The organism is Williamsia sp. Y844, assembly GCF_056786475.1.
In genome coordinates this window covers 119,278-142,714 of the sequence record NZ_JBXCJB010000004.1, presented here as the reverse complement: position 1 = coordinate 142,714, position 23,437 = coordinate 119,278, and the positions used below count along the sequence as shown (strand labels likewise).

General features: G+C 64.6%; 23 protein-coding genes and 1 riboswitch. Of the genes, 8 read left to right on the top strand and 15 right to left on the bottom strand.

Annotation, left to right across the window (positions count from 1 at the left end; translation table 11 throughout):
- Window positions 1–73: 73 nt before the first annotated feature.
- The 7 genes from AC1TQG_RS21860 (at window position 74) to AC1TQG_RS21830 (ending at window position 7,254) form a co-directional block, all read left to right on the top strand.
- Window positions 74–721, top strand: coding sequence for an isochorismatase family protein (locus AC1TQG_RS21860; protein ID WP_482140189.1), 648 nt, complete (start codon window positions 74–76; stop codon window positions 719–721).
- A complete protein-coding gene (locus tag AC1TQG_RS21855) occupies window positions 705–2,354 on the top strand; it encodes a (2,3-dihydroxybenzoyl)adenylate synthase (protein ID WP_482140187.1) in 1,650 nt (549 codons plus the stop codon). The genes AC1TQG_RS21860 and AC1TQG_RS21855 overlap by 17 nt, the downstream gene beginning before the upstream one ends.
- A 51-nt stretch (window positions 2,355–2,405) precedes the next feature.
- Window positions 2,406–2,672, top strand: coding sequence for a phosphopantetheine-binding protein (locus AC1TQG_RS21850; RefSeq protein ID WP_482140185.1), 267 nt, complete (start codon window positions 2,406–2,408; stop codon window positions 2,670–2,672).
- A gap of 86 nt (window positions 2,673–2,758) precedes the next feature.
- Entirely contained in the window at window positions 2,759–4,033 is a 1,275-nt protein-coding gene (locus AC1TQG_RS21845) for a lysine N(6)-hydroxylase/L-ornithine N(5)-oxygenase family protein (RefSeq protein WP_482140183.1), read from the top strand.
- 292 nt (window positions 4,034–4,325) lie between these two features.
- On the top strand, window positions 4,326–5,306 hold the full coding sequence (locus tag AC1TQG_RS21840) for a FecCD family ABC transporter permease (protein WP_482141411.1): 981 nt from the start codon (window positions 4,326–4,328) through the stop codon (window positions 5,304–5,306).
- Window positions 5,303–6,400, top strand: a complete 1,098-nt coding sequence (locus AC1TQG_RS21835; RefSeq protein ID WP_482140181.1) for a FecCD family ABC transporter permease — start codon at window positions 5,303–5,305, stop codon at window positions 6,398–6,400. The genes AC1TQG_RS21840 and AC1TQG_RS21835 overlap by 4 nt, the downstream gene beginning before the upstream one ends.
- A 20-nt stretch (window positions 6,401–6,420) precedes the next feature.
- Entirely contained in the window at window positions 6,421–7,254 is an 834-nt protein-coding gene (locus AC1TQG_RS21830; RefSeq protein ID WP_482140180.1) for an ABC transporter ATP-binding protein, read from the top strand.
- Between the two features lie 82 nt (window positions 7,255–7,336).
- Here the strand turns inward: AC1TQG_RS21830 and AC1TQG_RS21825 are convergent, their stop codons facing one another.
- The 8 genes from AC1TQG_RS21825 to AC1TQG_RS21790 all read right to left on the bottom strand — a co-directional run bounded on the left by AC1TQG_RS21825 (window position 7,337) and on the right by AC1TQG_RS21790 (window position 14,244).
- Window positions 7,337–7,768, bottom strand: a complete 432-nt coding sequence (locus AC1TQG_RS21825) for a RidA family protein (RefSeq protein WP_482140178.1) — start codon at window positions 7,766–7,768, stop codon at window positions 7,337–7,339.
- The gene (locus AC1TQG_RS21820; protein ID WP_482140176.1) at window positions 7,758–9,350 is read right to left on the bottom strand and encodes a gamma-glutamyltransferase family protein; all 1,593 of its coding nucleotides are present in this window, start codon (window positions 9,348–9,350) and stop codon (window positions 7,758–7,760) included. Before AC1TQG_RS21820 ends, AC1TQG_RS21825 begins: the two co-directional genes overlap by 11 nt.
- Window positions 9,347–9,703, bottom strand: a complete 357-nt coding sequence (locus AC1TQG_RS21815; RefSeq protein ID WP_482140174.1) for a Rieske (2Fe-2S) protein — start codon at window positions 9,701–9,703, stop codon at window positions 9,347–9,349. Before AC1TQG_RS21815 ends, AC1TQG_RS21820 begins: the two co-directional genes overlap by 4 nt.
- 31 nt (window positions 9,704–9,734) lie before the next feature.
- Complete coding sequence (locus AC1TQG_RS21810) at window positions 9,735–11,189, bottom strand: aldehyde dehydrogenase family protein (RefSeq protein WP_482140172.1); 1,455 nt, start codon at window positions 11,187–11,189, stop codon at window positions 9,735–9,737.
- A 1-nt stretch (window position 11,190) separates the two neighbouring features.
- A complete protein-coding gene (locus AC1TQG_RS21805) occupies window positions 11,191–12,411 on the bottom strand; it encodes an NAD(P)/FAD-dependent oxidoreductase (protein WP_482141409.1) in 1,221 nt (406 codons plus the stop codon).
- Entirely contained in the window at window positions 12,405–12,791 is a 387-nt protein-coding gene (locus tag AC1TQG_RS21800) for a Rieske (2Fe-2S) protein (protein ID WP_482140170.1), read from the bottom strand. The genes AC1TQG_RS21805 and AC1TQG_RS21800 overlap by 7 nt, the downstream gene beginning before the upstream one ends.
- A gap of 93 nt (window positions 12,792–12,884) precedes the next feature.
- Window positions 12,885–13,604 (bottom strand): iron-containing redox enzyme family protein, encoded by a 720-nt coding sequence (locus AC1TQG_RS21795; RefSeq protein ID WP_482140168.1) that lies wholly within the window; start codon window positions 13,602–13,604, stop codon window positions 12,885–12,887.
- 190 nt (window positions 13,605–13,794) lie between these two features.
- On the bottom strand, window positions 13,795–14,244 hold the full coding sequence (locus AC1TQG_RS21790) for a GlcG/HbpS family heme-binding protein (protein ID WP_482141408.1): 450 nt from the start codon (window positions 14,242–14,244) through the stop codon (window positions 13,795–13,797).
- Window positions 14,245–14,499: 255 nt separating this feature from the next.
- Between AC1TQG_RS21790 and AC1TQG_RS21785 the strand changes: the two genes are divergently transcribed.
- Window positions 14,500–16,179 (top strand): PucR family transcriptional regulator, encoded by a 1,680-nt coding sequence (locus AC1TQG_RS21785; protein WP_482140167.1) that lies wholly within the window; start codon window positions 14,500–14,502, stop codon window positions 16,177–16,179.
- Here AC1TQG_RS21785 and AC1TQG_RS21780 read toward each other — a convergent pair.
- The 7 genes from AC1TQG_RS21780 to AC1TQG_RS21750 form a co-directional block, all read right to left on the bottom strand.
- On the bottom strand, window positions 16,170–17,567 hold the full coding sequence (locus tag AC1TQG_RS21780; RefSeq protein ID WP_482140166.1) for an MFS transporter: 1,398 nt from the start codon (window positions 17,565–17,567) through the stop codon (window positions 16,170–16,172). The two genes, AC1TQG_RS21785 and AC1TQG_RS21780, sit on opposite strands and share 10 nt — an antisense overlap.
- A gap of 163 nt (window positions 17,568–17,730) precedes the next feature.
- Complete coding sequence (locus AC1TQG_RS21775; RefSeq protein WP_482140164.1) at window positions 17,731–18,438, bottom strand: YoaK family protein; 708 nt, start codon at window positions 18,436–18,438, stop codon at window positions 17,731–17,733.
- Window positions 18,439–18,543: 105 nt separating this feature from the next.
- Entirely contained in the window at window positions 18,544–20,130 is a 1,587-nt protein-coding gene (locus tag AC1TQG_RS21770) for a TRAP transporter large permease (RefSeq protein WP_482140162.1), read from the bottom strand.
- 274 nt (window positions 20,131–20,404) lie between these two features.
- Complete coding sequence (locus AC1TQG_RS21765) at window positions 20,405–21,001, bottom strand: transglycosylase family protein (RefSeq protein ID WP_482140160.1); 597 nt, start codon at window positions 20,999–21,001, stop codon at window positions 20,405–20,407.
- A 7-nt stretch (window positions 21,002–21,008) separates the two neighbouring features.
- Window positions 21,009–21,207: riboswitch (cyclic di-AMP (ydaO/yuaA leader) on the bottom strand.
- 303 nt (window positions 21,208–21,510) lie between these two features.
- Window positions 21,511–21,759, bottom strand: coding sequence for a MoaD/ThiS family protein (locus AC1TQG_RS21760; protein WP_482140158.1), 249 nt, complete (start codon window positions 21,757–21,759; stop codon window positions 21,511–21,513).
- Between the two features lies 1 nt (window position 21,760).
- Window positions 21,761–22,846, bottom strand: a complete 1,086-nt coding sequence (gene moaA, locus AC1TQG_RS21755; RefSeq protein WP_482140157.1) for a GTP 3',8-cyclase MoaA — start codon at window positions 22,844–22,846, stop codon at window positions 21,761–21,763.
- A 76-nt stretch (window positions 22,847–22,922) separates the two neighbouring features.
- Entirely contained in the window at window positions 22,923–23,435 is a 513-nt protein-coding gene (locus AC1TQG_RS21750) for a flavin reductase family protein (RefSeq protein ID WP_482140155.1), read from the bottom strand.
- Between the last annotated feature and the right edge of the window lie 2 nt (window positions 23,436–23,437).

Below are 23,437 nucleotides of genomic sequence, written 5' to 3'. Positions count from 1 at the left end.
TTCAAGTTAAGTGTGCCTACACTAACTTTTGGCCAGTGTTTCGTGACCACATATAGAAAGTGGAGGACCGTCTGTGGCAATTCCGGCGATTGATCCGTATGAACTGCCGAGTGCATCGGTGATTCCGGAGAACAAGGCACCCTGGGTGCTGGCGCCGGAGCGCGCAGCTCTGCTCATACACGACATGCAGAACTATTTCATCGATGCCTATCAGGTCGATGCCGAACCGATGGCCACGGTCATGCCCAACATCGCGGTGATCAGGCAATGGTGTGCGCGACTGCAGATCCCGGTGATCTTCACCATGCAACCGGGCGACCAGCATCCTTCTCGTCGGGGCCTGTTGGCCGATCTGTGGGGTCCGGGACTGACCGTCGGCCGCGACACCGAGGTGGTCTCCGAGCTGGCACCGCTGAGCACCGACATCCAGGTGACGAAGTGGCGTTACTCCGCGTTCCAGCGCACGGACCTGCGTGAGCTGCTCTCACACCACGGTCGAGATCAGCTGTTGGTCACCGGCGTCTACGCGCACATGGGCTGCATGCTGTCCGCCGCCGAGGCCTTCATGACCGACATCCAGCCGTTCTTCATCGCCGACGCCACCGCCGACTTCAGCCGGGATGAGCACGAGATGGCGTTGTCCTATGCGGCCAAACGCTGCGCCGTGGTCACCACCACCGACGACGTGATCAGCGTCCTGCGCCATGCCGCCGCTGCCTGAGTCCGGCGGGAGTGCCTCCCTGTCAACCGAGTTGGACGGAGTGGTTCCGTATCCGCCGGAGGTGGCTCAGGGTTACCGCGACCGCGGGTTCTGGACGGGCGAAACCCACTGGGAGATGCTGGAAAGCTCTGTTGCCCGCAATGCCGGCATCGTTGCCGTGCGCGACGAACGCCGAACCGTGACGTACGGCGAACTGCGCGACAACGCACTCTCGCACGCCGACACCCTGTCCGCGATGGGGATCGGGCGCGGGGACCGGGTGGTCGTCCATTTCCCCAATGTCGTCGAGTTCGTCGAGATCACGTTCGCGCTGTTCGCAATCGGCGCGGTGCCGATCTTTGCGTTGCCCGCACACCGCCGTAGCGAGATCCGGTACTTCATCGAATTCGCCGAGGCTGCAGCGTATGTGACTGTCGACAAGGCGGCCGGATTCGACTACGGACGCCTTGCCGGTGAATTGAAGAGCGAGTTCGGTGACCTGCAGACGGTGGTGCTGCCCCACGGTGCGGAGAATCCGGCAGTCGGAGAACGCAATCCGTACCGGTGCGCTGCGTTGCCCTCGGATCTGGCTTTTCTGCAATTGTCCGGCGGGACCACCGGGCGTCCGAAGCTGATCCCACGCACACATGACGACTACCTCTATTCGGTACGCGAGAGCAACCGCATCTGCGGCGTCACCTCGGACACGGTGCTGCTGGTGGTCCTGCCGGTGTCGCACAACTTCACGATGAGTTCGCCGGGAATACTCGGTGCGTTCCACGCCGGCGCCACGGTGATCCTGGCCCCGAACCCCAGTCCGGACACCGCATTCGAACTGATCGAACGGCACCGGGTCACCATGGTCTCCCTCGTTCCGCCGGTTGCGCTGGCCTGGATGAACTCGTCGCTGCGGGAAACCCGTGACCTGTCGAGTCTGCAGACGATCCAGGTCGGTGGGGCCAAGTTCAGCCAAAGCGCGGCCGAGCGAATCGAAACCGACCTGGGCGCACGTCTGCAACAGGTGTTCGGAATGGCCGAGGGTTTGGTCAATTACACACGCCTCGACGACGACATCACCACGGTGACCACGACCCAGGGCCGTCCGATCTCGCAGGCCGACGAGGTCCGGGTTGTCGACGACAATGACCGCGACCTGCCGCGGGGGCAGGCCGGGCACCTGCTGACCCGGGGGCCGTACACGATCCGCGGTTATTTTCGGGCAGCCGAACACAACGCGAAATCCTTTACCGCCGACGGTTTCTACCGCACCGGAGACATCGTCACGCAAGACGAACGCGGCTATCTCACGGTCGTGGGCCGAGCGAAGGATCAGATCAATCGCGGGGGCGAGAAGATCGCACCCGAAGAGGTCGAGAACCATCTCCTGGCACACGAGTGGATCCACGACGTCTCGGTTGTCGGCATCCCCGACGACCATCTCGGCGAGCGCAGCAAAGCGTATGTGGTGTTGCGCGCCGAATATGCCTCCACACCACCGACTTCGCTCGCGATCAGGAAGTTTCTGCGAGAGCGTGATCTGGCGGCCTACAAGATCCCCGACGTTGTCGAGTTCGTGACGGAGTTCCCGCGCACCTCGGTGGGCAAGATCTCGAAGAACGATCAACGAACACCACGGCCGGAGCCGGCGCGTTGAAACGCCGGGCACCGAGAAGTGCACTGACAGAAATGGACAAGGGTGAGTGATGTGAGCGGTTCCACCGTGCTGTCGAGGCAGCGCATCGTCTCGGATATCGCCGAACTACTCGATGTGGCACCGGAAGAGCTGACCGAGGACACGAATCTACTTGATGCCGGACTGGATTCGATCCGCTTGATGTCGCTGGTCGAGAAGTGGCGCACGGCAGGCTCTCCCGGTGCCGATTTCGTGAATCTGGCTTCCGAGCCGGTGGTCGGTGTGTGGCTCGACGCGGTGGCCGTCGAAGAAGAACCCGGGTCAGCCCAGACCTGTTGAGCTCGATCAACCAAAGCAATGTGGTTGGGCCGGCGTGGTTGCAGATCAGTCGACCACCGGCGATGACCGGCGAGGAAGGAATGACAATGGCCATCGGCGATGGTTCTCCCGCGGACGTGGTGGGTGTGGGCTTCGGCCCGTCGAACCTCGCGTTGGCGATCGCGATCGATGAGCACAACCGATCGGTTGACTCGGATCGCCGGATCGTGGCGAAGTTTGTGGAGAAGCAACCACGTTTCGGCTGGCATCGGGGAATGTTGTTGCCCGGCACGACGATGCAGATCTCATTCCTCAAAGACCTGGTCACACAGCGCAATGCCTGCAGTGAGTACTCGTTTCTCAACTACCTGACGCAGCAAGGGCGGTTGTCCCACTTCATCAATCATCAGAGTTTCTTCCCGACCCGGGTCGAGTTCAGCGATTACCTGACCTGGGCGGCCCAGAAGGTCGACGCCGATGTGGCCTACGGCGCGCAGGCCAGTGGTGTGGAATGGGACGGCGAGTTCTTCGAGGTCAAGGTCGCCGGTCGGCCTTCCATTCGGGGACGCAATCTTGTTGTCGCAGCGGGTCTGACGGCGAGTCTGCCCGACGGCATACAACCGAGCCCGCGGGTGTTCCACAATCATCGGCTTCTCGATCATCTGGCCGCATTGCCGGAACAGAAGCACCACCGGTTTGTCGTGGTCGGAGCCGGGCAGAGCGCCGCGGAAGTCACCGCCTACCTCCACGACACGTATCCGGGGTCCGAGGTTCATGCGGTCTTCGGGAAGTACGGGTACACCCCGGCCGACGACAGTCCCTACGCCAACCGGATCTTCGATCCCGAAGCGGTGGTGGACTTCCATCAGGCCTCGGCCGGTCTCCGTCAGCAGTTGCTCGACTACCACCGCGGCACCAACTATTCGGCGGTCGACCTCCCGTTGATCGAAGAGCTGTACCGGCGGGAGTACCAGGAGCGGGTCAGCGGCAATCGGCGGCTGTTCGTCCGGGGCGCCTCCGAAGTCGGCAAGGTCATCGACTCCGAATCCGGGGTGTCGGTGCGGATCTGTCATCGTCCGAGTCAGGCGATCGAGGAGATCGATTGCGACGCAATCATCTTCTCGACCGGCTTCCGTCCGACGGGACTTGTCGACCTGCTGGGTCCGCTGGGCGATGAATGTGCGGCCGACGAACACGGACGGCCGGTTGTGGCCCGGGATTACCGGGTGATGACCAGCGATCGGGTCGGCGGTGCAATCTATCTGCAGGGCAACACCGAGCACACGCATGGACTGACGTCGTCGTTGTTGTCGAACCTCGCGGTGCGGTCCGGTGAACTCGTCACGTCGCTGGCCGGGGCCGGCGTCCCGAGCATGATCTAGTGCCCCGACACCGGTTCCTCCGCGGTCCGCTCGGACCGGCCGAGGAATGCACATGGAATGGTCATGACTAAGGTGAGCGTAACCAATTGTGACGTAGGTAATCCATGTGCGGAGAGGGTCGTGAGGTCGGCGGCGAAATGAAGGCAGAACACAACATCGGCCGGTTACCCCGGTGAATCTCCGTTCCGGTGCCATACCTCGGTCCGACCTCCGTAAAAGCAGTGAAGCCACCAGTGGGACGGACGTGGCGAAGAAGCGGCCGGACGGACTGGCCGCGACCAACACACGTCGAATGCTGGGCGCCCTTGTCGCCCTTGCCGTGCTGGCGGTGGTGTGTCTGCTCAGCGTTGCGATCGGATCCAGGGACATCCCGCTGGGAACCGTTTGGCAAGCGCTGTTCTCGCCTGAGAACTCCAACGATCACATCGTGATCCGTGAACTGCGCATCCCGCGAACGGTCCTCGGCCTCGTTGTCGGGATGGCGTTGGGGGTCTCGGGCGCACTCATCCAGGCAACCACCCGAAACCCGCTGGCCGACACCGGCATCCTCGGTATCAACGCGGGTGCGGCGTTTTCGGTCGCACTGGCGGTCAGCGTTTTCGGTCTGAGCGGCCTCATGTCGAACGTGTGGTTTGCCTTCATCGGCGTGATCGTCGTGATGGTGGTCGTCTACATCGTGGGATCCTCTGGGCGCGGGGGCGCCACGCCGATTCGGTTGACGCTTGCCGGCGTCGCGGTCGGAGCGGTGTTCCAGGGCGTCACCACCGGAATGATCCTGCTCGATCCGGCTGCCTTCGACCAGATGCGCAACTGGATCGCCGGATCGATCTCCGGGCGCGGCCTCGATGTCACCTATTCGATTCTCCCGTTTGTCGTGATCGGGCTGATCATGGCCGTGAGCGTGGCCCGATCGCTGAATGCGGTGGCACTCGGCGACGATCTCGCCCGTTCCCTTGGCGCCAACATCGTGCGGACGAGGATCATCGGTTTTGCGGCGGTGACCCTGTTGTGTGGTGCCGCGACCGCAGCGGCCGGACCGATCGGATTCGTCGGGCTGATGGTGCCTCACGTCGCACGCTGGATCGTGGGACCCGATCAACGTTGGATACTCGCGTACACCCTGATCGGCGGCCCGATTCTGATCTTGCTGTCCGACGTCGTCGGACGTCTGGTGATCCGTCCGGGGGAGATGCCGGTGGGTATCGTCACCGCGTTCGTCGGTGCTCCCGTGCTGATCTTCCTGGTCCGTCGCACGAAGGTGAGTGGGCTGTGAGCATCGATGTCCGCAAAACGCCGACCGCGACGGTGACAACCTCGAAGATCGACTTCGGCCGCCGCCTCGTGGTTGTGCGACTACCTGGCACCGGCCTGTCCGGAAGGTTCGATGTACGCGCCATCTCGGTGGTTGCCGTCCTGGCCGCGCTGGCACTCGTGGCGGCTGTGATCGCGCTCGGTACCGGCGACTATCCGGTCGCGCCCGGCCGTGTCGTCAACGCGATCTTCTCGGACGGCACCCGGCTCGAAGAGCTGGTGGTGATGAAGTGGCGGATGCCCCGGGTCTTGCTGGCCCTGGTTCTCGGTGCGGCGCTGGGCATCAGCGGCGCGATCTTCCAGTCGATCACCCACAACCCGCTGGGCAGCCCGGACATCATCGGGTTCAACACCGGCGCGTACAGCGGTGCCCTGGTGGTCCTGCTCGTGGTCGGCGGTACGGGTTACTACGGCACCGCGGCCGGCGCACTCGTGGGCGGGGTGGTCACCGCGTTGCTCGTGTACGTCCTTGCCTTCAAACGCGGGGTCCAGGGGTTCCGGTTGATCATCGTGGGAATCGCGATCAGCGCGATCCTGCAATCGGTGAACACCTGGCTGATTCTCAAGGCGGATCTGGAGGCAGCGATGTCGGCCGCGACGTGGGGTGCCGGCTCGCTCAACGGGCTCGGCTGGAGTCAGGCCGTACCGGTGTTCGTCATCCTCGGGGTTCTGATCGTGCCGACCGTCTGGGCCGCGTATCGGATGCCGGTCCTCGGCATGGGCGACGACGCCGCGAAAGCGCTGGGGATCCGCACCGAACGGACCAGACTCGGCCTGATCGTGCTGGGGGTCTCGCTGACCGCGGTGGCCACCGCCGCAGCGGGCCCCATCGCATTTGTGTCCCTGGCAGCGCCGCAACTGGCCCGGCGACTCACCCGTAGCGCCGGGGTGGCGCTGGTGCCTGCGGCCGCGATGGGTGCGCTGCTGCTCATCGTGAGCGACCTGATCGCCCAGCGGGCCTTCGCGCCGAACCAACTTCCGGTGGGAGTTGTCACCGTGTCGGTGGGCGGGCTGTACCTGGTGTGGTTGCTCGCCCGGGAAGCCCGACGACAATGACCCCCTCGACGAGGAGTGAGATGGACAAGGTTGACATGGCGGCGGCGGGTGGCGAGGCGGCGGTGGCGACATCTGACCGGCTACAGGCCCGCGACATCACCATCGGCTACGACAAACGGGTCATCAGTGAATCGCTGAGCGTCCAGATTCCGGACGGCGCGTTCACCGTGATCGTCGGGCCGAATGCCTGTGGCAAATCGACGTTGCTGCGGGCTCTCTCCCGCCTGCTGACGCCGACCAGCGGCTCGGTGTTGTTGGACGGCAAGGCGATCAACTCGTATCCGGCCAAAGAAGTGGCCCGCAAGCTCGGACTTCTGCCGCAGGCGTCCATCGCCCCTGACGGCATCCGGGTCGCCGACCTGGTGGCCCGTGGCCGGTATCCGCACCAGAAGCTGATCCGGCAGTGGTCGAACGACGACGAAACCGCCGTTGTCGATGCGATGGAGGCAACCGGTGTCACCGAACTGTCCGGACGCCTGGTCGACGAACTCTCCGGTGGGCAGCGACAGCGGGTCTGGGTCGCGATGGTGCTCGCCCAGCAGACACCGTTGATGCTGCTGGACGAACCGACGACATTCCTCGACATCGCCTATCAGATAGACCTTCTCGAGTTGTGCAGCGACCTCAACCGCAATCAGGGACACACCCTCGTCGCGGTCTTGCACGACCTGAACCACGCCTGCCGGTACGCCGACCACATCATCGTGATGAAGGACGGCCGGATCGTTGCCGAAGGGCGGCCCACCGAGATCGTGACAGCCGAACTCGTCCATGACGTGTTCGGGCTGCCCTGTCGGATCATCGATGACCCCGAGTCACATACGCCGCTGATCATTCCGCTCGTCAGGCGCTGACTGCCGTTGTATCCGATCCGGCCACGATCTCGAAGGCGGTGGTCGGATGAACACGTTGTCTCGCACCCACCGCCGGCCGACGCTACGGCGAGGCGGGGGTGATGTCGGCGGTGAGCGCGATCTCGACGGGCGCTCCGCCCGGCAGGACGTAGACACCGATGGCACTGCGCGCGGGTAGTCCGGCCGGGCCGAATCGCTCGACCAAGACCTCCGTGGCACCGTCGGCGACCCGGGACAGGTCGGTGAAATCCGGTGCGCAGGCAATGTAGACGACCATCTCGACGCATCGGAAACACTCGGTCTCGTCGATCATCGACGACACCGCGGTCAGGGCGTTGCCGACTGCGACCGCGGCCGCGTCGCGGGCGGCGGTCAATCCGACCTCCGCGCCCACGCGGCCGGTGATCAGCAGGATTCCGTCGCGACGCGGTGTCATGCCGGCGGTCCGGATCGTGTTGCCGGAGCGGGTCGCCGCCACGTACAGCCCTTGGGGGCGGGGAGCTTCAGCCGACACCGAGCGCCACCCCCTCTTGTCGCGGATCGCTGCCGCCGCTGAGGATCCCGCGTGGATCGAGCGAGATGATCTGGGCACTTCCGTCGGCACCCATCGGTGGCAACACCTTCACCTGATGTCCGGCGCGGGAGAGTTGTTCTCGGACACCGACATCGATCGACGCTTCGACACGAAGCTCCGGCGGTGCGCCGATGACATCGGCGTCGGAACCGGGATAGACGGTGAACCGTGGCGCCTCGACGGATTCCTGCGGGTCGAGTCCGTGGTCGAGAAGGTGGGACAGCAACTGCATGTTCCACTGCACCTGCCCGTCGCCGCCTGGCGTGTTGCCCACGTGCATCAGTTCGCCGGAGCGGCCGGTGACCACCCAGGCGTTGAGGGTGTGCAGTGGTTTACGCCGGGGTGCCACCTCATTGGGGTGCCCGTCGATCAGGTAGGCACCGCGGCCCAACCGATTGTTGAGCACGATGCCGGTGCCGGGAACCGTCATCTTCGCGCCGAAGGTGAAGGCGAGCGAGTGGATGAAGCTCACCGCCCGCCCATCGGAATCGACAGTCACCAATGACGTGGTGTCACCACCGCCGACCGCGAACTGCTGCGAGGGGGTCGTCAGCATGCGGGCCCGACCGGCAGAGATGTTGTCCGGGTGCAGAATTCGCGTCACTGCATCATTGTCGGATGCACTCCAGCGGAACCGGTCCTCGAACGCTATCCGCGCGGCGTTCGCGAACTGATCGATCGCGGCCGCACTCAGCAGGGGAGAGGCGCCGACATCGGAACACAATGCTGCCTGCTGCAGGACCATCCACCCGGGTGTGGGAAGTGGTGTCTGGTGGATCGTCGCCCCGGCGTAGTCGCCAGAGATGGCGGCCTCCGGATGCACGTCCCATCCCTGCGCCCACTCGTCGCCGGAAAACGGTGCGCCACCGTCCCGCAGGGTGCGGACGCACCGCTGTGCCAGGTCGCCCCGATAGAACGCGCGCGGATCGGCGGCGAGCTCCCGGATGGTCTTGGCGAGATCGGGCTGAGGTAGTCGTGTGCCCACCAGTGGTACCTGCCCGGCATCGGTGAACCGGCTGCTCAGGTCCCGGTCGCGCTGGATTGCGCCCAGTGCGGTGTGGACGTCGTTGCGGGTCTTGGCCGAACAGGGGAGTCCGCCGTTGGCCAGGACTGCCGCAGGTTCCCACAGTTCGGCGAGACTGCGGGTGGCGCCGTGTCGGTGCAGGGCGGCCAGCGCCGCGGGTGCGCCCGGCACGGAGACGGCGAGGGCTCCGTCGAGGGGGATGGCGCTCAGACCCCGTTCGCGATAGAACTCCGGGGTACCCCCGTCCGGACCGAAACCGCTTCCGCCGACCGTCCACACCCGACCGTCGGGTTCGGCGACCACGGCGAATGCGTCACCGCCGATGCCACATTGGCCGGGGAGCGTCAACCAGGTCACCGCGGCCATCGCGAGCGCGGCATCGATCGCATTTCCACCGTCGGCGAGGACCGAGGCACCGGCCTGGCTGGCCAAGGGGTGGCTCGACGAGACCATGGCACCGGCGGCCAGTGTCGGTGGCCGGAGCGACCTGGTGGTCATGACTTGCGGAGCTTGCGCCGGCGGGGCCCCTCCGGGGGCTCGTTGGGATCGATGCCGACGAAGATCTCCCCGTCGCGTTCCTGGACGGGATAGGTCTTGATCGGCTCGGTGGCCGGTGGACAGATGGGTTCGCCGGTCTCGAGGTCGAATGCGCTTCCGTGGCAGGAGCAACCGATGCCGTCCTGGACGAGCTTTCCCGACGACAACAGGCAGTCGAGATGCGAACAGTAGTTGGACGTGGCGTAGGCCTTCCCGTCCAGACGTGACACGGCGACCTCGTAGTCGTCGGCATAGAACCGACGCACGATGCCTTCTGGTACCTGTCCCGAGCGGGCAACTCTCTTGAATTCCAAGGTTTCCTCCAGTGCGTGGGACCGCAACGGGTCAGGGTGTGGGATTGAGATAGATGGTCTTTTCCGACTGGTAGAACTGCATCAGCGTCGGTCCGGCCTGTTCTTTGAACGTCTGGGTGCTCGAGTCCTTGTACCCGCCGAAGGGTGCGTTCATCGCCATACCGGTTGTCGGCTGGTTGATCTTGACCAAGCCGGTGCGCGAGCGGTTGGCAAAACTGTTGGCGTGGGCCAGGTTCTGCGTGACGATCGAGGCGGTCAGGCCGAACTCCGTTGCGTTGGCAAGCGTGAGCGCCTCCTCGAACGACGTCACCCGCTGGAATGCCAACAGGGGACCGAACACCTCTTCGGTCACGATGCGCATGTCCGGTGCGGTGTCCGTAAAAACTGCCGGGCGGACAAAGAAGCCGTCGCGCAGTTGTTCGTCGGCGCAACGGGTTCCGCCGGATACGAGGTGCGCGCCCTCGTCCGTTCCGATTTGGACGTAGTGCAGGTACTTGGCCAGCTGGGCCTCGCTGGCGAGGGGTCCCATGGCGACACCGGGTACGGTGCCTGCGCCGACGACGAGGTCCTCGGCCAATCCGACCACCCGCTCCAGGAGAGCGTCGTGGATGGTGGTGTCGGCGATCACCCGACTGGTGCCGGTGCAGGCCTGGCCCGAAAGGCCGAAGGCGCCTTTGACGATGAGGGCGGCGGCCTTGTCCAAGTCCGCGTCGGCCAGGACCACAACCGGGTTCTTGCCGCCCATCTCGAGTTGCACCCGCCGGGCCGGCCCGACCTCGCGGTGGATCACTCGCCCTACGTCCGTGGATCCGGTGAAGGTCACCGCATCGACCCGTTCGTCGGCGACGACTGCGGCACCGGCCTTTCCGTCGCCCTGGATCAGGGCGATCGCCTGCGGTGGCAGGCCCGCGTCGAGCAGTGCCTCGACCAGTCGTTGCCCCATCAGCGGCGTCAGTTCAGATGGCTTGAACAAGACCGCGTTTCCGGCGGCCAGGGCGGGCCCGATCTTGCGGGACGGGATGTTGAGTGGAAAGTTCCATGGGGTGATGGCGCCGATGACCCCGAATGGTTCCCGAACCGTGTAGACGAGACCTTCGCCCGGTGACGGATAGGTGGCGCCGGTCGCGCGTGTTGCCTCGCCCGCGTAGAAACGCAGGTTCATCGGGGTCCGGCTCACCTCCATCCGGGCCTCGGCGGCGGTTTTGCCCTCTTCCCGGATCAATTCCGAGACCAATGAGTCGGCGCGCTGCTCCAAGAGCGTGGCGGCGGCCTCCAGGATCGTCGCCCGGCGTTCGGGAGGGCTCTGTGACCACTCGGAGAAGCCGGCGACCAGGCCGTCGACGGCTGCGCGTACGTCGTCGGAGTCGGAGTCGGGGAACGAACCGATCACATCGGCCGGATCCGCCGGATTGCATCTGGAGAACCGTTTTCCGGACGTAGACGGAATCCATTGTCCTGCTACGAAGTTCATGCCTTCGATACTCATGTCAATTCACCATCTGTTCGTCGATTTCCCACAGATCCGCGTCTTCGTCGGCGAGGATCCGACGATCGACGGGTTGTCCTATCAGTTCCCGTGCGGCCATGATGTCCTCGCCACGATCGATCGCGAACGCCGCACGCAGGACACCTTCCTGCAGGTAGAAGGCGGCGAACTCGCCGGAATCCTGGTCTCCCCGGATGACGAGGTCGGTGGCGCCCTGGGTGCTGCCGGTCAATTGGATGTTCATCCCGTACTGATCGGACCAGAACCAGTGGGGATCGTCAGAGGCGGTTTCCCGGCCCAGGATCGCGTTGGCGACGACACCGGCCTGGCGGTTGGCGTTGTCGAAATGCTCGACCCGGCTCGAGCCGGCCTCGGACACGCGGCACGCGACGTCCCCGGCAGCGTAGATGTTGGGGATACCGGTGCGGCCGGATTCGTCCACGACGATTCCGCCTGCGGTCGAGAGCCCGCTGGCGGCCGCCACCTCGACGTTGGGTTCGATCCCGATCCCGACCACGACGGCGTCCGCTTCGACGATGTGCCCATCGGACAGGGTGATCCGGACTCCCGCATCCGAGGTCGTCACCTCGCGCACCAGCGCGTCGGTTCGGATCTCGACGCCGCGTTCGCGGTGCAAACCGGTGCAGAACTGCGCCATCTCAGATCCGAGGACCGCGACCAGTGGAAGCGGTCCGCGCTCGAGAACCGTGACCGAAACACCAAGACCGACTGCGGTCGAAGCGATCTCGAGTCCGATGAAGCCGCCGCCGATGATCGCGAGCCGAGCGCCCGGAACGAGACGCTGCGCCAGCGACATCGAGTCGTCGAGCGTTCGTAGATGGTGGACGAGATCAGGCCGGCTGCCGGTGGTCTCGATGGTGCGGGGACGTCCACCGGTCGCGAACACCACGGCATCGACGTCCAGGAGTTCTCCGGTATCGAGTTCGATGCTGCGGTCGGAAGGACTCACCCGCCGCACAGTTGTCCCGGTCCTCAGTTCGATCGCGTTCTCCGAGAGCCACTTCGGGGTCAGCAATGCAAGTGATTCGGCTGACTCGCGGCCCGAGAGGAACTCCTTGGACAGCGGAGGGCGCTGGTAGGGCGCATGCGGTTCGGCGCCGAGCAGGACGATGCGCCCGTCGAATCCGCGCCGGCGTAAGGTCCTGGCGACGACGGCGGCGACTTGACCTGCACCAACGGTCGCAACGGTGGTCGTCATGATGGATCATCCTCACGGGAGTCGTTGTGGCCGCGCCGGATGCGCGGCGTCGGATCGAGATAGACGGTGTCGTCGTAGATCGCGACACCGTAGGTGGGCTGGCAGAGGTCCTGGTCTTCCTCGTAGCCGGTTTCCAGGTCGAAACGCCATTGATGTCCGGGACAGATCACCCTCCCGTGGAGCAGGGTGCCCTTGATCAGCGAGCGGTCCTGGTGGACGCAGAGGTCGGCAAAGGCGTAGATCTTCTCGCCCGTACTGAAGAGGGCGATTCCGATACCGTCGACCTCGATGCGTAGCTTCCGGCGTCGCGTGACTTCTTTGGTGGTGGCCACCGCCACCCAGTGCTGGGGCGGCGCAGTGGACTGGGGTGCGTCGTCGAGCATGGGGGTTTTCCGTTTCTCCCGAGGTGGTCGAGTCCGTGGTGGTGGTCCGGCCCGCGCGAGGATCCGCGGGCCGGACCACAATTCGGCCGGGGATCAGGCCGACGCGAGCTCCAGGTCTGGCGCGACGTAGGTGTCGTACAGGCCCTTGGTGTAGGAGAAGCGCATCTCCGCGCCCCACCGCACCAGCTGCAGGCAACGCTGCTGCAACTGCGGGGTGTCCGCGCAGTCGAGAACGATCTGATATCCACGTTCGCCGTGAACCACGTCCGAGGTGATGTGCAGATCGAAGAACTCGATCTCGTCCTCGGTGAACCCGTAGACCTCACGCAGCGGGACGATCTGCTTCTTGTAGATGCTGGGCACCTGCGACTCCAGTCCGACCACCAGCGCAGCGGTCGCCACCACAAAATTCTCGCGAGACGACACCGCGTAGCACCACGACTGCAGGCCACGGGTGATGGCACTCATGTTGCTGGGATCCTCGATGCGTTCCTTGGTGGTGCCGCAGGCTTCACCGAACTTGATGAGGAGGTCGGTGTGCCGGATGTCGGCGAGTTCTTCCTCGTACATGTTCTGCAGGGTGAAATCTTTGGCATCGGTGTAATGGTCGGGGGTGTTGGAGTAGATGTTCGCCAGGTAGTCGGAGAACGGTCCGACGTAGTGGTAGTGGTTCTCGGCCCACCGGGCGAAGTGGTGCTTTTCGAGTTTGCCCTCCGCCCAGGCCTTGCTGAAGGAAGCGTTCTTGGCCTCACGGCCTTTGATCGCACCTTCCAGCGCGGTGCGGAACTCATCGCGTCCGAGCAATTCGGTCATGGTATTACCTCTCGAGGATGTTCGATTCGTGTGCAGGGCGCAATCGCGGGCAGCTCCGTTGCGGCCTTTGATGAGCGAAAACTGGTGATTTACACCTGGATTCGGTGCTATCGACGCTATCGGCGACCACTTCGCCAGGCCAGGTTCACAGTGGCCGGATCTGCAGGGCGATCACGGTCTATGTGCACAATCAGCTGGTCGCGACAGATGTGAGGGACTCGAACTCGGCCAGCATCGCGGCGCCGACGGCCTTGTCCTGTTCGCCGTTGCCGCCGCTGATCCCGACTGCGCCGACGATCTGGCCGTCGTAGATCAATGGAAAGCCGCCGACGAAGATGGCGAACTTCCCGGGCAGCATGTGGCTGATACCGAAGGCCTCGTTACCGGGGAGCGCGGGGCCGTTCGGCGGCTCGTTGAACAGATGCGTCGCCCGTTCGTGTCCTGCCGCGGTGAATGCCTTGGCGATCGCGATATCGACCCCGGTCAGCCGCGCTCCGGGAAGTCGGTGCAGGGCAATGACATTTGCGCTCTCATCACAGACGCAGAGCGTCTGTTTGACGCCGATCTCATCGGCCTTTGCGCGGCCGGCCATGAGAAGGGGCAGCGCGTCGTCGAGTGTGATCCGGTGTATTTGATGCATTGGGTCGCTCTCTTCGAGGGGGGTCCACCGAACGTCACGGTGGTAGGTGTGGTGTCCGATCGTGGCGGTCGCCATCGGGACATCTCATTTTTAGCAGCGCCGGAGCTCGGACGGCGTGGTGAAAGTGGCCTAGGATCAACACAATATGTGGGCATTGTGCACATCGTTTGAGTGCGAGTGACCCCGATAATGGGTGGATGCAGTGTGTCCGGCAACCGCCGGCGTCAAATTCCCTGTGGAAGAAGGCAGACCGTCATGGAACCCAGCCCTCGACTCACCGGCCGCGGCCTCCTGGATGAAACGCTGATGGCCGGTGCAACGGTGATCTCCGGAACCGGTAGCCTGGATCGTCCGCTGACATGGGCACTTCCGTTCAGTGAGGTCATGGGACGCTACGACAACCTCGACGCGGTTGCGGTGTACGCCCGCCCGGAGGCGATCGGGGGCAATCCGCAGGCATTGACCGCGCTCGCCGCGCGCGGTGCTGCGGCCTTGATCATCGACGGCTCGATCCCCTCGGCGATCGCCGCCATGGTCCTGCCTGAGGATATGGCTGTGGTCGAACTGTCGTTCCCGATCGGTTTCGCCGACCTGAATCGTCTTCTGGCAGAACGGTCACTGAATCAAGAAGTGCATGTCATGCGGTACTCGTCCCACGTGCACAGCACGCTCGCCGGGCTGCTGCATCGAGGTGCCGGGATGGCGATCCTGATCCGAGAGGTCTCGACGCTTGCCCAGTGTCCGGCGCTCGCGCTCGATGCCCGCGGTACCGTCGTCGCCCAACACGGCATGCCTGGGGACGAAACCGCATCAGTGTACGAACGACTGCGAAACAATCTGGTGGACCGGCAGAGTCGTACTTCTGGCCGGTCCGCACACGGCGCTACCACCTGCGTGGTCGAACTCGACGATGAGGAGCACCGGTATACCTGTACCGCGAGCTCCATCATGCTCGGAAAATGGTTCGAGGGCTGGGTTGTCGTACTGGCCGGTGGACCGTCGTCTCCTGGCCTGCACGATCTCGCTCAGCATGCGGTGGTCACAGAACAGGCGACAGCGATCGTCGGATCAGAGATGTTGCGACAACGCAGCGTCGACGAAGCCGAGGAACGTGCACGGGGTGACTTCGTACAGGCGCTTGTACACGGCAGTTTTGCGAGCGAACACGACCTGCAGACACGTGCGGACTACCACGACGTCGACCTCACATCGACGTTCGGTGTCTTCGTGGTGCCGGTGCCGGTGCCCGCGCCGAAGGCGAACTCGTCCGATTCCGACCGGAGCGGGAGTCTGGTGAAGATCGCGCGTCACGTCGCGGGAGTGCTCCCGGATCCGGCAGTCCGCTCGTACGTCACGGTGATCGGCGATGTGCTGGTGGTGGTTCGGACATTGAAGTCCCGCGACGACCGGGAGATCGAAGTCGAGATGGGCGAATACGCGGAGGCGATGGCTTTCGATGCTCAACGTCGCGGCGGACGCACCACCCGGGTGGCACACGGCGCTTCGGCTCTGGGTGTCGATCAGATCCGGGAGAGCTATCGGCAGGCACGGGTCGCGCTGGGTATCGGTCAGCGATTGCAGATGACCGGGTCGATCGCGTATCGCGACCTGCGTGGCTTCGGGGTCCTCGAACTCGTCTCCGGCACCGATCGTGGCCGACAACTCGTCCGAGATGTGTTGGGGCCGTTGCGCCCGGGCTCGGACCTCTACGACACCCTGGTCACATATCTCCGCGTCGGCGGCAACGTGAACGCTGCCGCGCGTGACCTCAATGTCCACCGGAACACGATGCTGTCCAAGCTGGACAGGATCACCCGGGCCCTGCGTATCGATGTCCGGGTGCCGGAGAACCAGTTCACGGTCTGGTTGGCCATCCGGCTGGAGTTGCTCGAACAGATCCACCATGCGGTGGACGGCGAGATCAATTACCGCTGAGGTTCTTTCACCGGCCGGGCCCCGACGTCTTCTGGATCGTGCCCGAGGAAGGTGGCGCCGAGACCGGCCGCTGCCACGATGGCACACACCCCGAAGAGTGCCGGATACGACCAGCTGTCGATCGCGATGGCGACCCACGCGGCGCCGAGTGCCGAGCCACCGAACCGGATGAGGTTGAACAGGCCCAGTCCGGTGCCCTGCGCGCCTGCGGGGGATCGTGTCGACCCTGCGGCGGCCGGTGTCTGGACCATCGCGATCCCGATACCTGTGGTGATCAACGCCCCGACCATGGCCGGGCGGTTGCCGTCAGATCCCCAGACCACCAACACCATCGCGACCTGGGCGAGAATCAGCACGCACAACCCGGCCCTCATCATCCGGCGGGCGCCGAGTGAGTCGGACGTGCGCCCGACCACTGGTCCGAGCAGGGCCATCGCCGTCGGCAGGGCGAACAGGATCAGGCCCGCCGCGGCCGTGGACTCACCGTGGTCGTTGAGATAGAGCGGCACGGCCAGCAGAGCTGAACCCAGACAGAACATTTGGGCGCACGCTGCGACGGCGCTACGGACGAAACGGGATTCGGCTGCCAACCGGACGTCGACGAAGGGTGCCGCGGCCCGGCGCGCGTGCCAGATGAACCAACCGAGTAGGGCGCCCGCCGCACCGATCAAGCCGAGCACGACGGCCACGTGTACACGCGGCTGGGGCACCAGGGTCAGGCCCAGAACCAAGACTCCGGCCCCCAGCGTCAACGCGATGGCGCCGGTCACATCCAGGCGCATGACACGTCCCGGATAGGCGGGTATCCAACGCATCGTGCCGGCAAATCCGATGAGCGCCACCGGGATCAGCGGGACGAAAACCCAACGCCAGCCCCATGTCCCGGCGATCAGGCCGCCCATCGACGGGCCGACGGCCTGCCCGATCCCGTTCACGCTCGCCCAGGCGCCGACTGCCCTGGCCCGCCGCTGCGGGCCGAATAGCCAGGCGATCAAGCCCATCACGGCGGGTGCGAACGCGGCGGCTGCGACACCACCGAGTGACCGCCACGCGATCAGAGCGGCCAGGCTCGGCGCGGTGGCAGCACCGGCGGAGCAGACGGCAGTGGCCAGCAGGGCACCGCAGTACACCCGGCGCCTGCCGAAACGGTCCCCGACATACCCGGCGAGCGGCATTGCCGCGGCAAAGGTGAGCAAGAAGCCAACGGCGACGAGAACCCCGTCTTCGAGAGGGGCGTTGAAGTCGGAAAGTATTTCCGCGAGTGGGACATTGACGATGTTGTTGCTGACCGTACCGACCAGCGTCCCGGCAAGCAGTGCCGAGAGGGCCAACGGGGTACCGGCGTCGTCTGTGTTTGTCGTCTTGGCCGGGCCGGCAGTGGTGGTCATCGGTTCCTCATCCCAGTCTCCCGGGCCGGGTGGCCGGCGCCGCACCCTACCTTCTCACCGCGTGGGGTGGTGAGCACTACCGCGAATGCTGCATCGTGCACATCATTTTCGTACATTCCTGTGCATACTGCACCGACCGGTTCGTGTGATGCCACGTCCGGATTCAGGCCGCGGAGACGCTGGGAACCGCTGCTTCGCGACGTTGTTCCCGTACCGCGAGATGACCGATGATCGCGGCGGTGATCATCAGGACCGCGGCCAGTGCCATCGGGACCGCCACGTGCAGGCGTAGCAGCAGTGCCCCGGCCACGGCGCCGAGGAAGATCGTGAGAATGGCGGCGAGCCGCCGGTTTGCGAGGCTGTGCCTGCTGCCCAGCATGAACGACTCACCGGCGAGCTGGGTGAGGGTGGAGGTGACGACCACCGTCGTCATGTCGGTCACTGCCAGTTTCCGGGCGACGGCCGCCTGCGAGCCCATCACGGCCGCTGTGGTTGCGGCGACCGCGATCTGGACAGGTTCGGCGTGCGAGTCGGCGAGGGCAAGGACCAGGGCACAGCCGGCGAGCGCGCTGCCCCCGGCGACCAGCAGGCCGGTGGTGCGGCGCAGGTGCCAGGTCTTCTCGTGACCCCGTAGAAGCAGGCCGGCCACGTACGCACCCGCCATGAACGCCAGCACCGCGAGCAATGGCCCGAGAATCGGTAGTCCGTCGGCTCCGGCCAATCCCATACCGAGGATGACGATGTTGCCGGTCATGTTGCCGGTGAACACCCGATCCAGGGCGAGGTAGCCGACCGCGTCGACGATGCCGGTGACGAATGTCAGGACGATGACGGGTATGAAGGCTGGTTCGAGACGGAAGCGCGGCGGCATGGTGTGTGGGCTCCTCGGTGAGCGTGGACGGGGGACGAGCGGACCGGTCGACACCGAATGCCCGCCACGGATACTCCGCGGCGGGGCACTCGAGACGGATCGGTGTCAGAGGAACAAGATGGCAAACAGCGTGCAGAGGACCAGGCCGCTGACGACGGGCAGGAAGCACTTGCGGGCCAGGTCGAGCACCGGAACGCGGGCGAATCCGGCCACGGCGACGAGTGATGACCAGGCAACGAGCGTGCCACCGCCCGACCAGATGTTGCCCATCTGACCGATCGCCGCAAGGGTCGAGGGATCCATGTCGACGGCTGGACCCAAAGCCCCGGAGAGTGAACCGGTCAGCGGCAGGCCACTGAAACCGGAGCCCTCCAGACCCGCGACCATGCCGATGAACAGGATGCCGAACGCCGTCACGAACGAGTTCTGCGGGAGGTGCGACTGGGCGGAGTTCACCAGATCGAACAGGATTGCCGGACCCGCCTGGTCGTCGGAGTAGCCGAGAATCGCGCCGGAGAAGTCGGCGTTTCCGATGAAGAAGAAGCCGGCGATGGGGAGCACGATGCCCATCGCTTTGAAGGCGAAGACCAGGCCGTCGATGAGGTGCTCGGACGTGGTCTCGAGAAAGTTGCCCTTGTCGGAGACCGCGGCGGCCGCGAAGAGCACGAGAGTGGCAATACCTCCGACGATGGCGGCTGCATCGCCGCCCTTCAGGGCCGGGACGACACCCACCTTCCCCAAGATGAGATAGACCACGAGGGCCAGATACACCAGTGGTACCAGCATCGCGAAGGTGCGAGCCATCGCCGACTTCGCAGGCGGTTGGTCGTCCACGACTGTTTTGCGCTCGATGACGGCAGTCGCAGTGGAGGGTGTGGCGGTGGCCGCGATCGCCACCGGTTCTGCGCCGTCCGGCCGTGGTCCAGCGGGTCCGCCGGCGGGCTCGGAGCCCGGTCCGCCGACACCACCGTCTTCGCCCAGCTCATCACGCAGGTCGTCGGCACCACGGTCCGCCTCGGCCTCCCATTCGACGAGCAGGTCCGGTGACGGGGAGCGCCAGTGTTTGCGCTGCATGACGAACGTGATGATGAGGGCGGTCAGGCCGACGATGAGCGAGAGGATCATCGCCTTGTCGGCCACCGTGTCGGTGTCCACACCCGCGCTTGTTGCAGAGATTCCGGGCGCGACCTTGATGATGTAGTCCGACGACAGTGCCATACCCTGACCGCAGATGGCGATGACCATACCCACCGACAGTGGCGACAGACCCGCGCGGATGGCCACCGGGATGAGCACTGCGCCCACGAGTGGAACCGCAGGTGTGGGCCAGAAGAACAACGAGATCACGTAGGTGACGACCGCCAGAACGATGAAACTGCTTGTGCCGGTACGCATCACGCGCCTGAATGGAGCGACCATCAGGCGGTCGGCTCCCATGTGACGAAGTGCGCCCAACATTGCCGTGACCATGGCGATGATGAGGAAGATGTTGAAAAGCTCTTTGGCGGCAACAAGACTGGCATTGAAGATCGATGCGAGACCGGTGATGATGCTGCCGGAGAAGACGAAAGCGGTCAGAAATGTGGCGATTACAGCAGGTACGACGATGTTCTTGCGCATTGCCATCGTGATGAGGATGACGATGATCCCGACGAGATACACCCAATGGGCGGCAGTGAGATGAGCGTTCAATGTGGCTCCTCCGGAAAACGCACCTGGGCCGATATGGTGCGGGGCTGTGCGACTTGAGTTTTCCGCCTGCACCGGTGCCCGGCAACGCGAACGTTGCACAGTCGTTCACGTCATAGATGTGCAATCTTCACGCATTGTTACGGGCGTGTTACTTCCATGTCTGCCCGGTAACGCCGGGTCATCTCCCCGGCCTGCTCCTGAATTTGGAAAAGGACCCCACACGGACGTCGCGTCGCGTGTGGGGTCCTTCGTCTAGGGGCTTCCTGAGGGTGGATCAGGAAGCGGGGAGGTAGCCTTTGTACTCGTTGAACAGTGCGACCTGATCAGGGGTGAGGTCGCCCTGGGCGTTGGCCTGATCGAGCAGGTCGTGCAGCGCGGGATCATCGATGGTGGCCTTGAGCTGAGCGACGATGTCGTCGGTCGCCTGTGACAGGTTCGGGAGCTCGGGCACGGCCGGGATTTCCAGGTTCGGAGCCGCGGTGGGAGCTTCGCGCTCGGTGGCGCCGCTCAGGCCGGTGCCGCAAGTGGGCCATGCGCCCTTGCCCTGCGAAGCGAGGACCCGCTCGGCAACAGCGATCTGCTGCTCCTTGGAGGCCTGGTCTGCGGACGGGGCGAATTCGCCGCCGCCGTGGCCGGTCCAGGTGCTCGGGGAGAATTGCAGGCCACCCTGGTAACCGTTTCCGGTGTTGATGGCCCAGTTGCCGCCCGACTCACACTGTGCGACGCGGTCCCACTCTGAGTCGGTGGCCGCTCCGGCGTTGCCGCCGCCTGCGAAGGCGAGGCTGGCGCCGCCGCCGATGACGGCAGAGGTGAGGGCGATCTTGGCAACGGTGCGACCGGTGTTGGTCGGCTGACGATGACGTCCGGACATAAGGTTTACTTCCTCTCTCCACGCGCCTACGAAGTCAGCTGTCGGGTTCGAGCGAGAGGTTGCTCGGTTCCGCTGCGCGGAACTGCACCCCAAGGATTTCGTCGGTGTCGGGCGTTGCCGCCATCGACCGTCGGAATCCGGTGATCTCCAGGAGATGTTTGGGTCCCCCGCCCTCGTCCCTGAATTACGTTTGGAGTTTCTCGGAACGCGGGACGAGGTTGGGCGCGGCGATCCGAGAATATTCAGTTGCAATGTGGCCGATCAGTTCGACCGAGTGAGACGCTACGTGTTAATTCGCGCTTGCACACGCCTATCTGAGGCGCCCCAACTGTGCATCCCGAGGGGACTTTTGGCCCGGATTTGGCATATTTGCTGCTCACCGCTATGAGTGTCGTCCCGTGTCCGATCCGTGATCTAACCGTTATGTGAGTAACATCACAGCATCATTCAAAGGGAGGAAGCGCTCAAGTGGGTCAAATGACCCGATGTGCGGGCGGGTGTCCGGTTGCTCAACCGCCCGCGAACGGCGGGAGAACGTCAATAGTGTCGCCTCCGGCGAGGGTGCGCGACCGGTCTCGGACCGCTATCGACTCATGCAGATATGAGCATCGTTGCAACACTTCGGCCAATTGCGGATTCGCTTGGCCCAATTCATTTTCCAGATCGGCAAGAGTCGCTTTGTCAGTGAGGTGTATCACCATTTGTTCGACACCGGCAGCGGCTTGCGCGGCAGCGAAAAACCTGACGCAGATCTCCATGTCAGCCACCGATCGCCGACATGGGCCGAGAGGGCTGCAGAAAGCCTGGGTCATTGACCCCGTGGCCTGGCAATTTGCCCCAGGTTGCTTCTCGCCACCGCAAGGCGATGTGCTGATCTGAATTCTCAGTTGATCTCAGTAAACCTCGAATGTCGGTCTCCGAAGTGGCGAACAGGCAGTTGCGGAGCTGTCCGTCGGCGGTCAGGCGCGTCCGGTCGCAGTCACCGCAGAACGGACGTGTCACCGAGGCGATGATGCCGACCCGGGCCGGTTTGCCGTCCGGGGTGTGGTGACCTTCGACGAGCCACCGCTGCGCAGGCGCGGCCCCTCTGGGTGCGGTGTCCGGACGTAGTTCGAAGTCAGCTTGCAAGGTGTCGAGTATCTGATCGGCGGTGACCATCTTCGTGCGTGACCAGTGATGCTCGGCGTCCAATGGCATCTGTTCGATGATGCGCAACTCGTATCCTTCGGCCAGGCAGAACCGCAGGAGTTCGGGCGCATCGGCGAGACCGGTGTCGGGATCGAGGACGGCGTTCACCTTGACCGGCTGTAGACCGGCAGCGCTCGCCGCAGCCAGGCCCGCGAGGACGTCGGGGAGGCGATCACGGCGGGTGATCGAGGCGAAGCGTGCCGCGTCGACGGTGTCGAGGGAGACGTTGACCCGATCGAGTCCGGCCGCGGCGAGAGTCTCGGCGCTGCGGGCCAGACTCAGGCCGTTGGTGGTCAGCGCGATCTCGGGACGAGGCTCCAGAGCTGCTACGGCACTGATGATCTCGGTCAGATCCTTGCGTAGTAACGGTTCACCACCGGTGAATCGGACCGCGCGGATACCCAGGTCGCGGACTGCGACACCGACGAGCCGGACGATTTCGTCGGCGGTGAGGACGTCGGCTCTGTCGAGCCAATCGAGGCCCTCGGCCGGCATGCAGTACGTGCACCGGAGGTTGCAGCGGTCGGTCACCGATACCCGTAGATCCCGTACTGCCCGCCCGAAAGTGTCGATCATCGGTCCGGAAGTGGGCATCACGGTGTCGGTCACCGGTCGCGCGTTGGGACCGGTCGGCATACCGAGGGCGATGGCTGTCACAGTCCCCAGCCTACGGTTTGCTGCACCTGCGTGGTGAGCACAGGCGGACACCGGGCGGTGTCGGACGGAAAATCCGTCAGGAGCGACGCTGTAGAGCGCGGAAGGCGCTTGCGTGGAACACCAGCGGCTCGTGGTCGGTGTCGGCGCGCAAGGCCAGCACCTTGAGGAGTACGAGGCTGTGATCGCCTGCCGGGATCTCGTTGTAGATCTCGCACGCGAGTTGGGCGACCGCGCCGCCGATGAACAGCGCACCGTCGGCAGTTGTTTCGAGGTTGAGTCCGTCGAACCTCTTTGCCGCCGGGCCCGCCAACTGCTTGCACTCAGCGTCCTGGTCGTGTGCGAACACCGACACCCCGAGGACGGCAGCGGAGTGCAGCTTCGGCCACGTCGTCGACTCGTTTTGCACACACAGCGATACCAGTGGCGGATCGAGGGAAACGGTGGCGAAGGAACTCGCCGCGATACCGATCGGGTCACCGTCGCCCTGATGGCATACGGCGACCACGCCGGTTGGAAAACAACTGTAGGCACGCCGCAGGGCCGAACCATCGCTGGTGGGCGTCAGGGCTCCGTCAATATGAAGGCTCATCT

Excerpts from the sequence above, each read along its gene's own strand:
- AC1TQG_RS21855 (WP_482140187.1), top strand. The coding sequence starts at position 705 with ATGCCGCCGCTGCCTGAGTCCGGCGGGAGTGCCTCCCTGTCAACCGAG.
- AC1TQG_RS21845 (WP_482140183.1), top strand. The coding sequence starts at position 2,759 with ATGGCCATCGGCGATGGTTCTCCCGCGGACGTGGTGGGTGTGGGCTTC.
- AC1TQG_RS21840 (WP_482141411.1), top strand. The coding sequence starts at position 4,326 with ATGCTGGGCGCCCTTGTCGCCCTTGCCGTGCTGGCGGTGGTGTGTCTG.
- AC1TQG_RS21830 (WP_482140180.1), top strand. The coding sequence starts at position 6,421 with ATGGACAAGGTTGACATGGCGGCGGCGGGTGGCGAGGCGGCGGTGGCG.
- AC1TQG_RS21820 (WP_482140176.1), bottom strand. The coding sequence starts at position 9,350 with ATGACCACCAGGTCGCTCCGGCCACCGACACTGGCCGCCGGTGCCATG.
- AC1TQG_RS21810 (WP_482140172.1), bottom strand. The coding sequence starts at position 11,189 with ATGAGTATCGAAGGCATGAACTTCGTAGCAGGACAATGGATTCCGTCT.
- AC1TQG_RS21800 (WP_482140170.1), bottom strand. The coding sequence starts at position 12,791 with ATGCTCGACGACGCACCCCAGTCCACTGCGCCGCCCCAGCACTGGGTG.
- AC1TQG_RS21795 (WP_482140168.1), bottom strand. The coding sequence starts at position 13,604 with ATGACCGAATTGCTCGGACGCGATGAGTTCCGCACCGCGCTGGAAGGT.
- AC1TQG_RS21790 (WP_482141408.1), bottom strand. The coding sequence starts at position 14,244 with ATGCATCAAATACACCGGATCACACTCGACGACGCGCTGCCCCTTCTC.
- AC1TQG_RS21785 (WP_482140167.1), top strand. The coding sequence starts at position 14,500 with ATGGAACCCAGCCCTCGACTCACCGGCCGCGGCCTCCTGGATGAAACG.
- AC1TQG_RS21780 (WP_482140166.1), bottom strand. The coding sequence starts at position 17,567 with ATGACCACCACTGCCGGCCCGGCCAAGACGACAAACACAGACGACGCC.
- AC1TQG_RS21775 (WP_482140164.1), bottom strand. The coding sequence starts at position 18,438 with ATGCCGCCGCGCTTCCGTCTCGAACCAGCCTTCATACCCGTCATCGTC.
- AC1TQG_RS21765 (WP_482140160.1), bottom strand. The coding sequence starts at position 21,001 with ATGTCCGGACGTCATCGTCAGCCGACCAACACCGGTCGCACCGTTGCC.
- AC1TQG_RS21760 (WP_482140158.1), bottom strand. The coding sequence starts at position 21,759 with ATGGAGATCTGCGTCAGGTTTTTCGCTGCCGCGCAAGCCGCTGCCGGT.
- AC1TQG_RS21750 (WP_482140155.1), bottom strand. The coding sequence starts at position 23,435 with ATGAGCCTTCATATTGACGGAGCCCTGACGCCCACCAGCGATGGTTCG.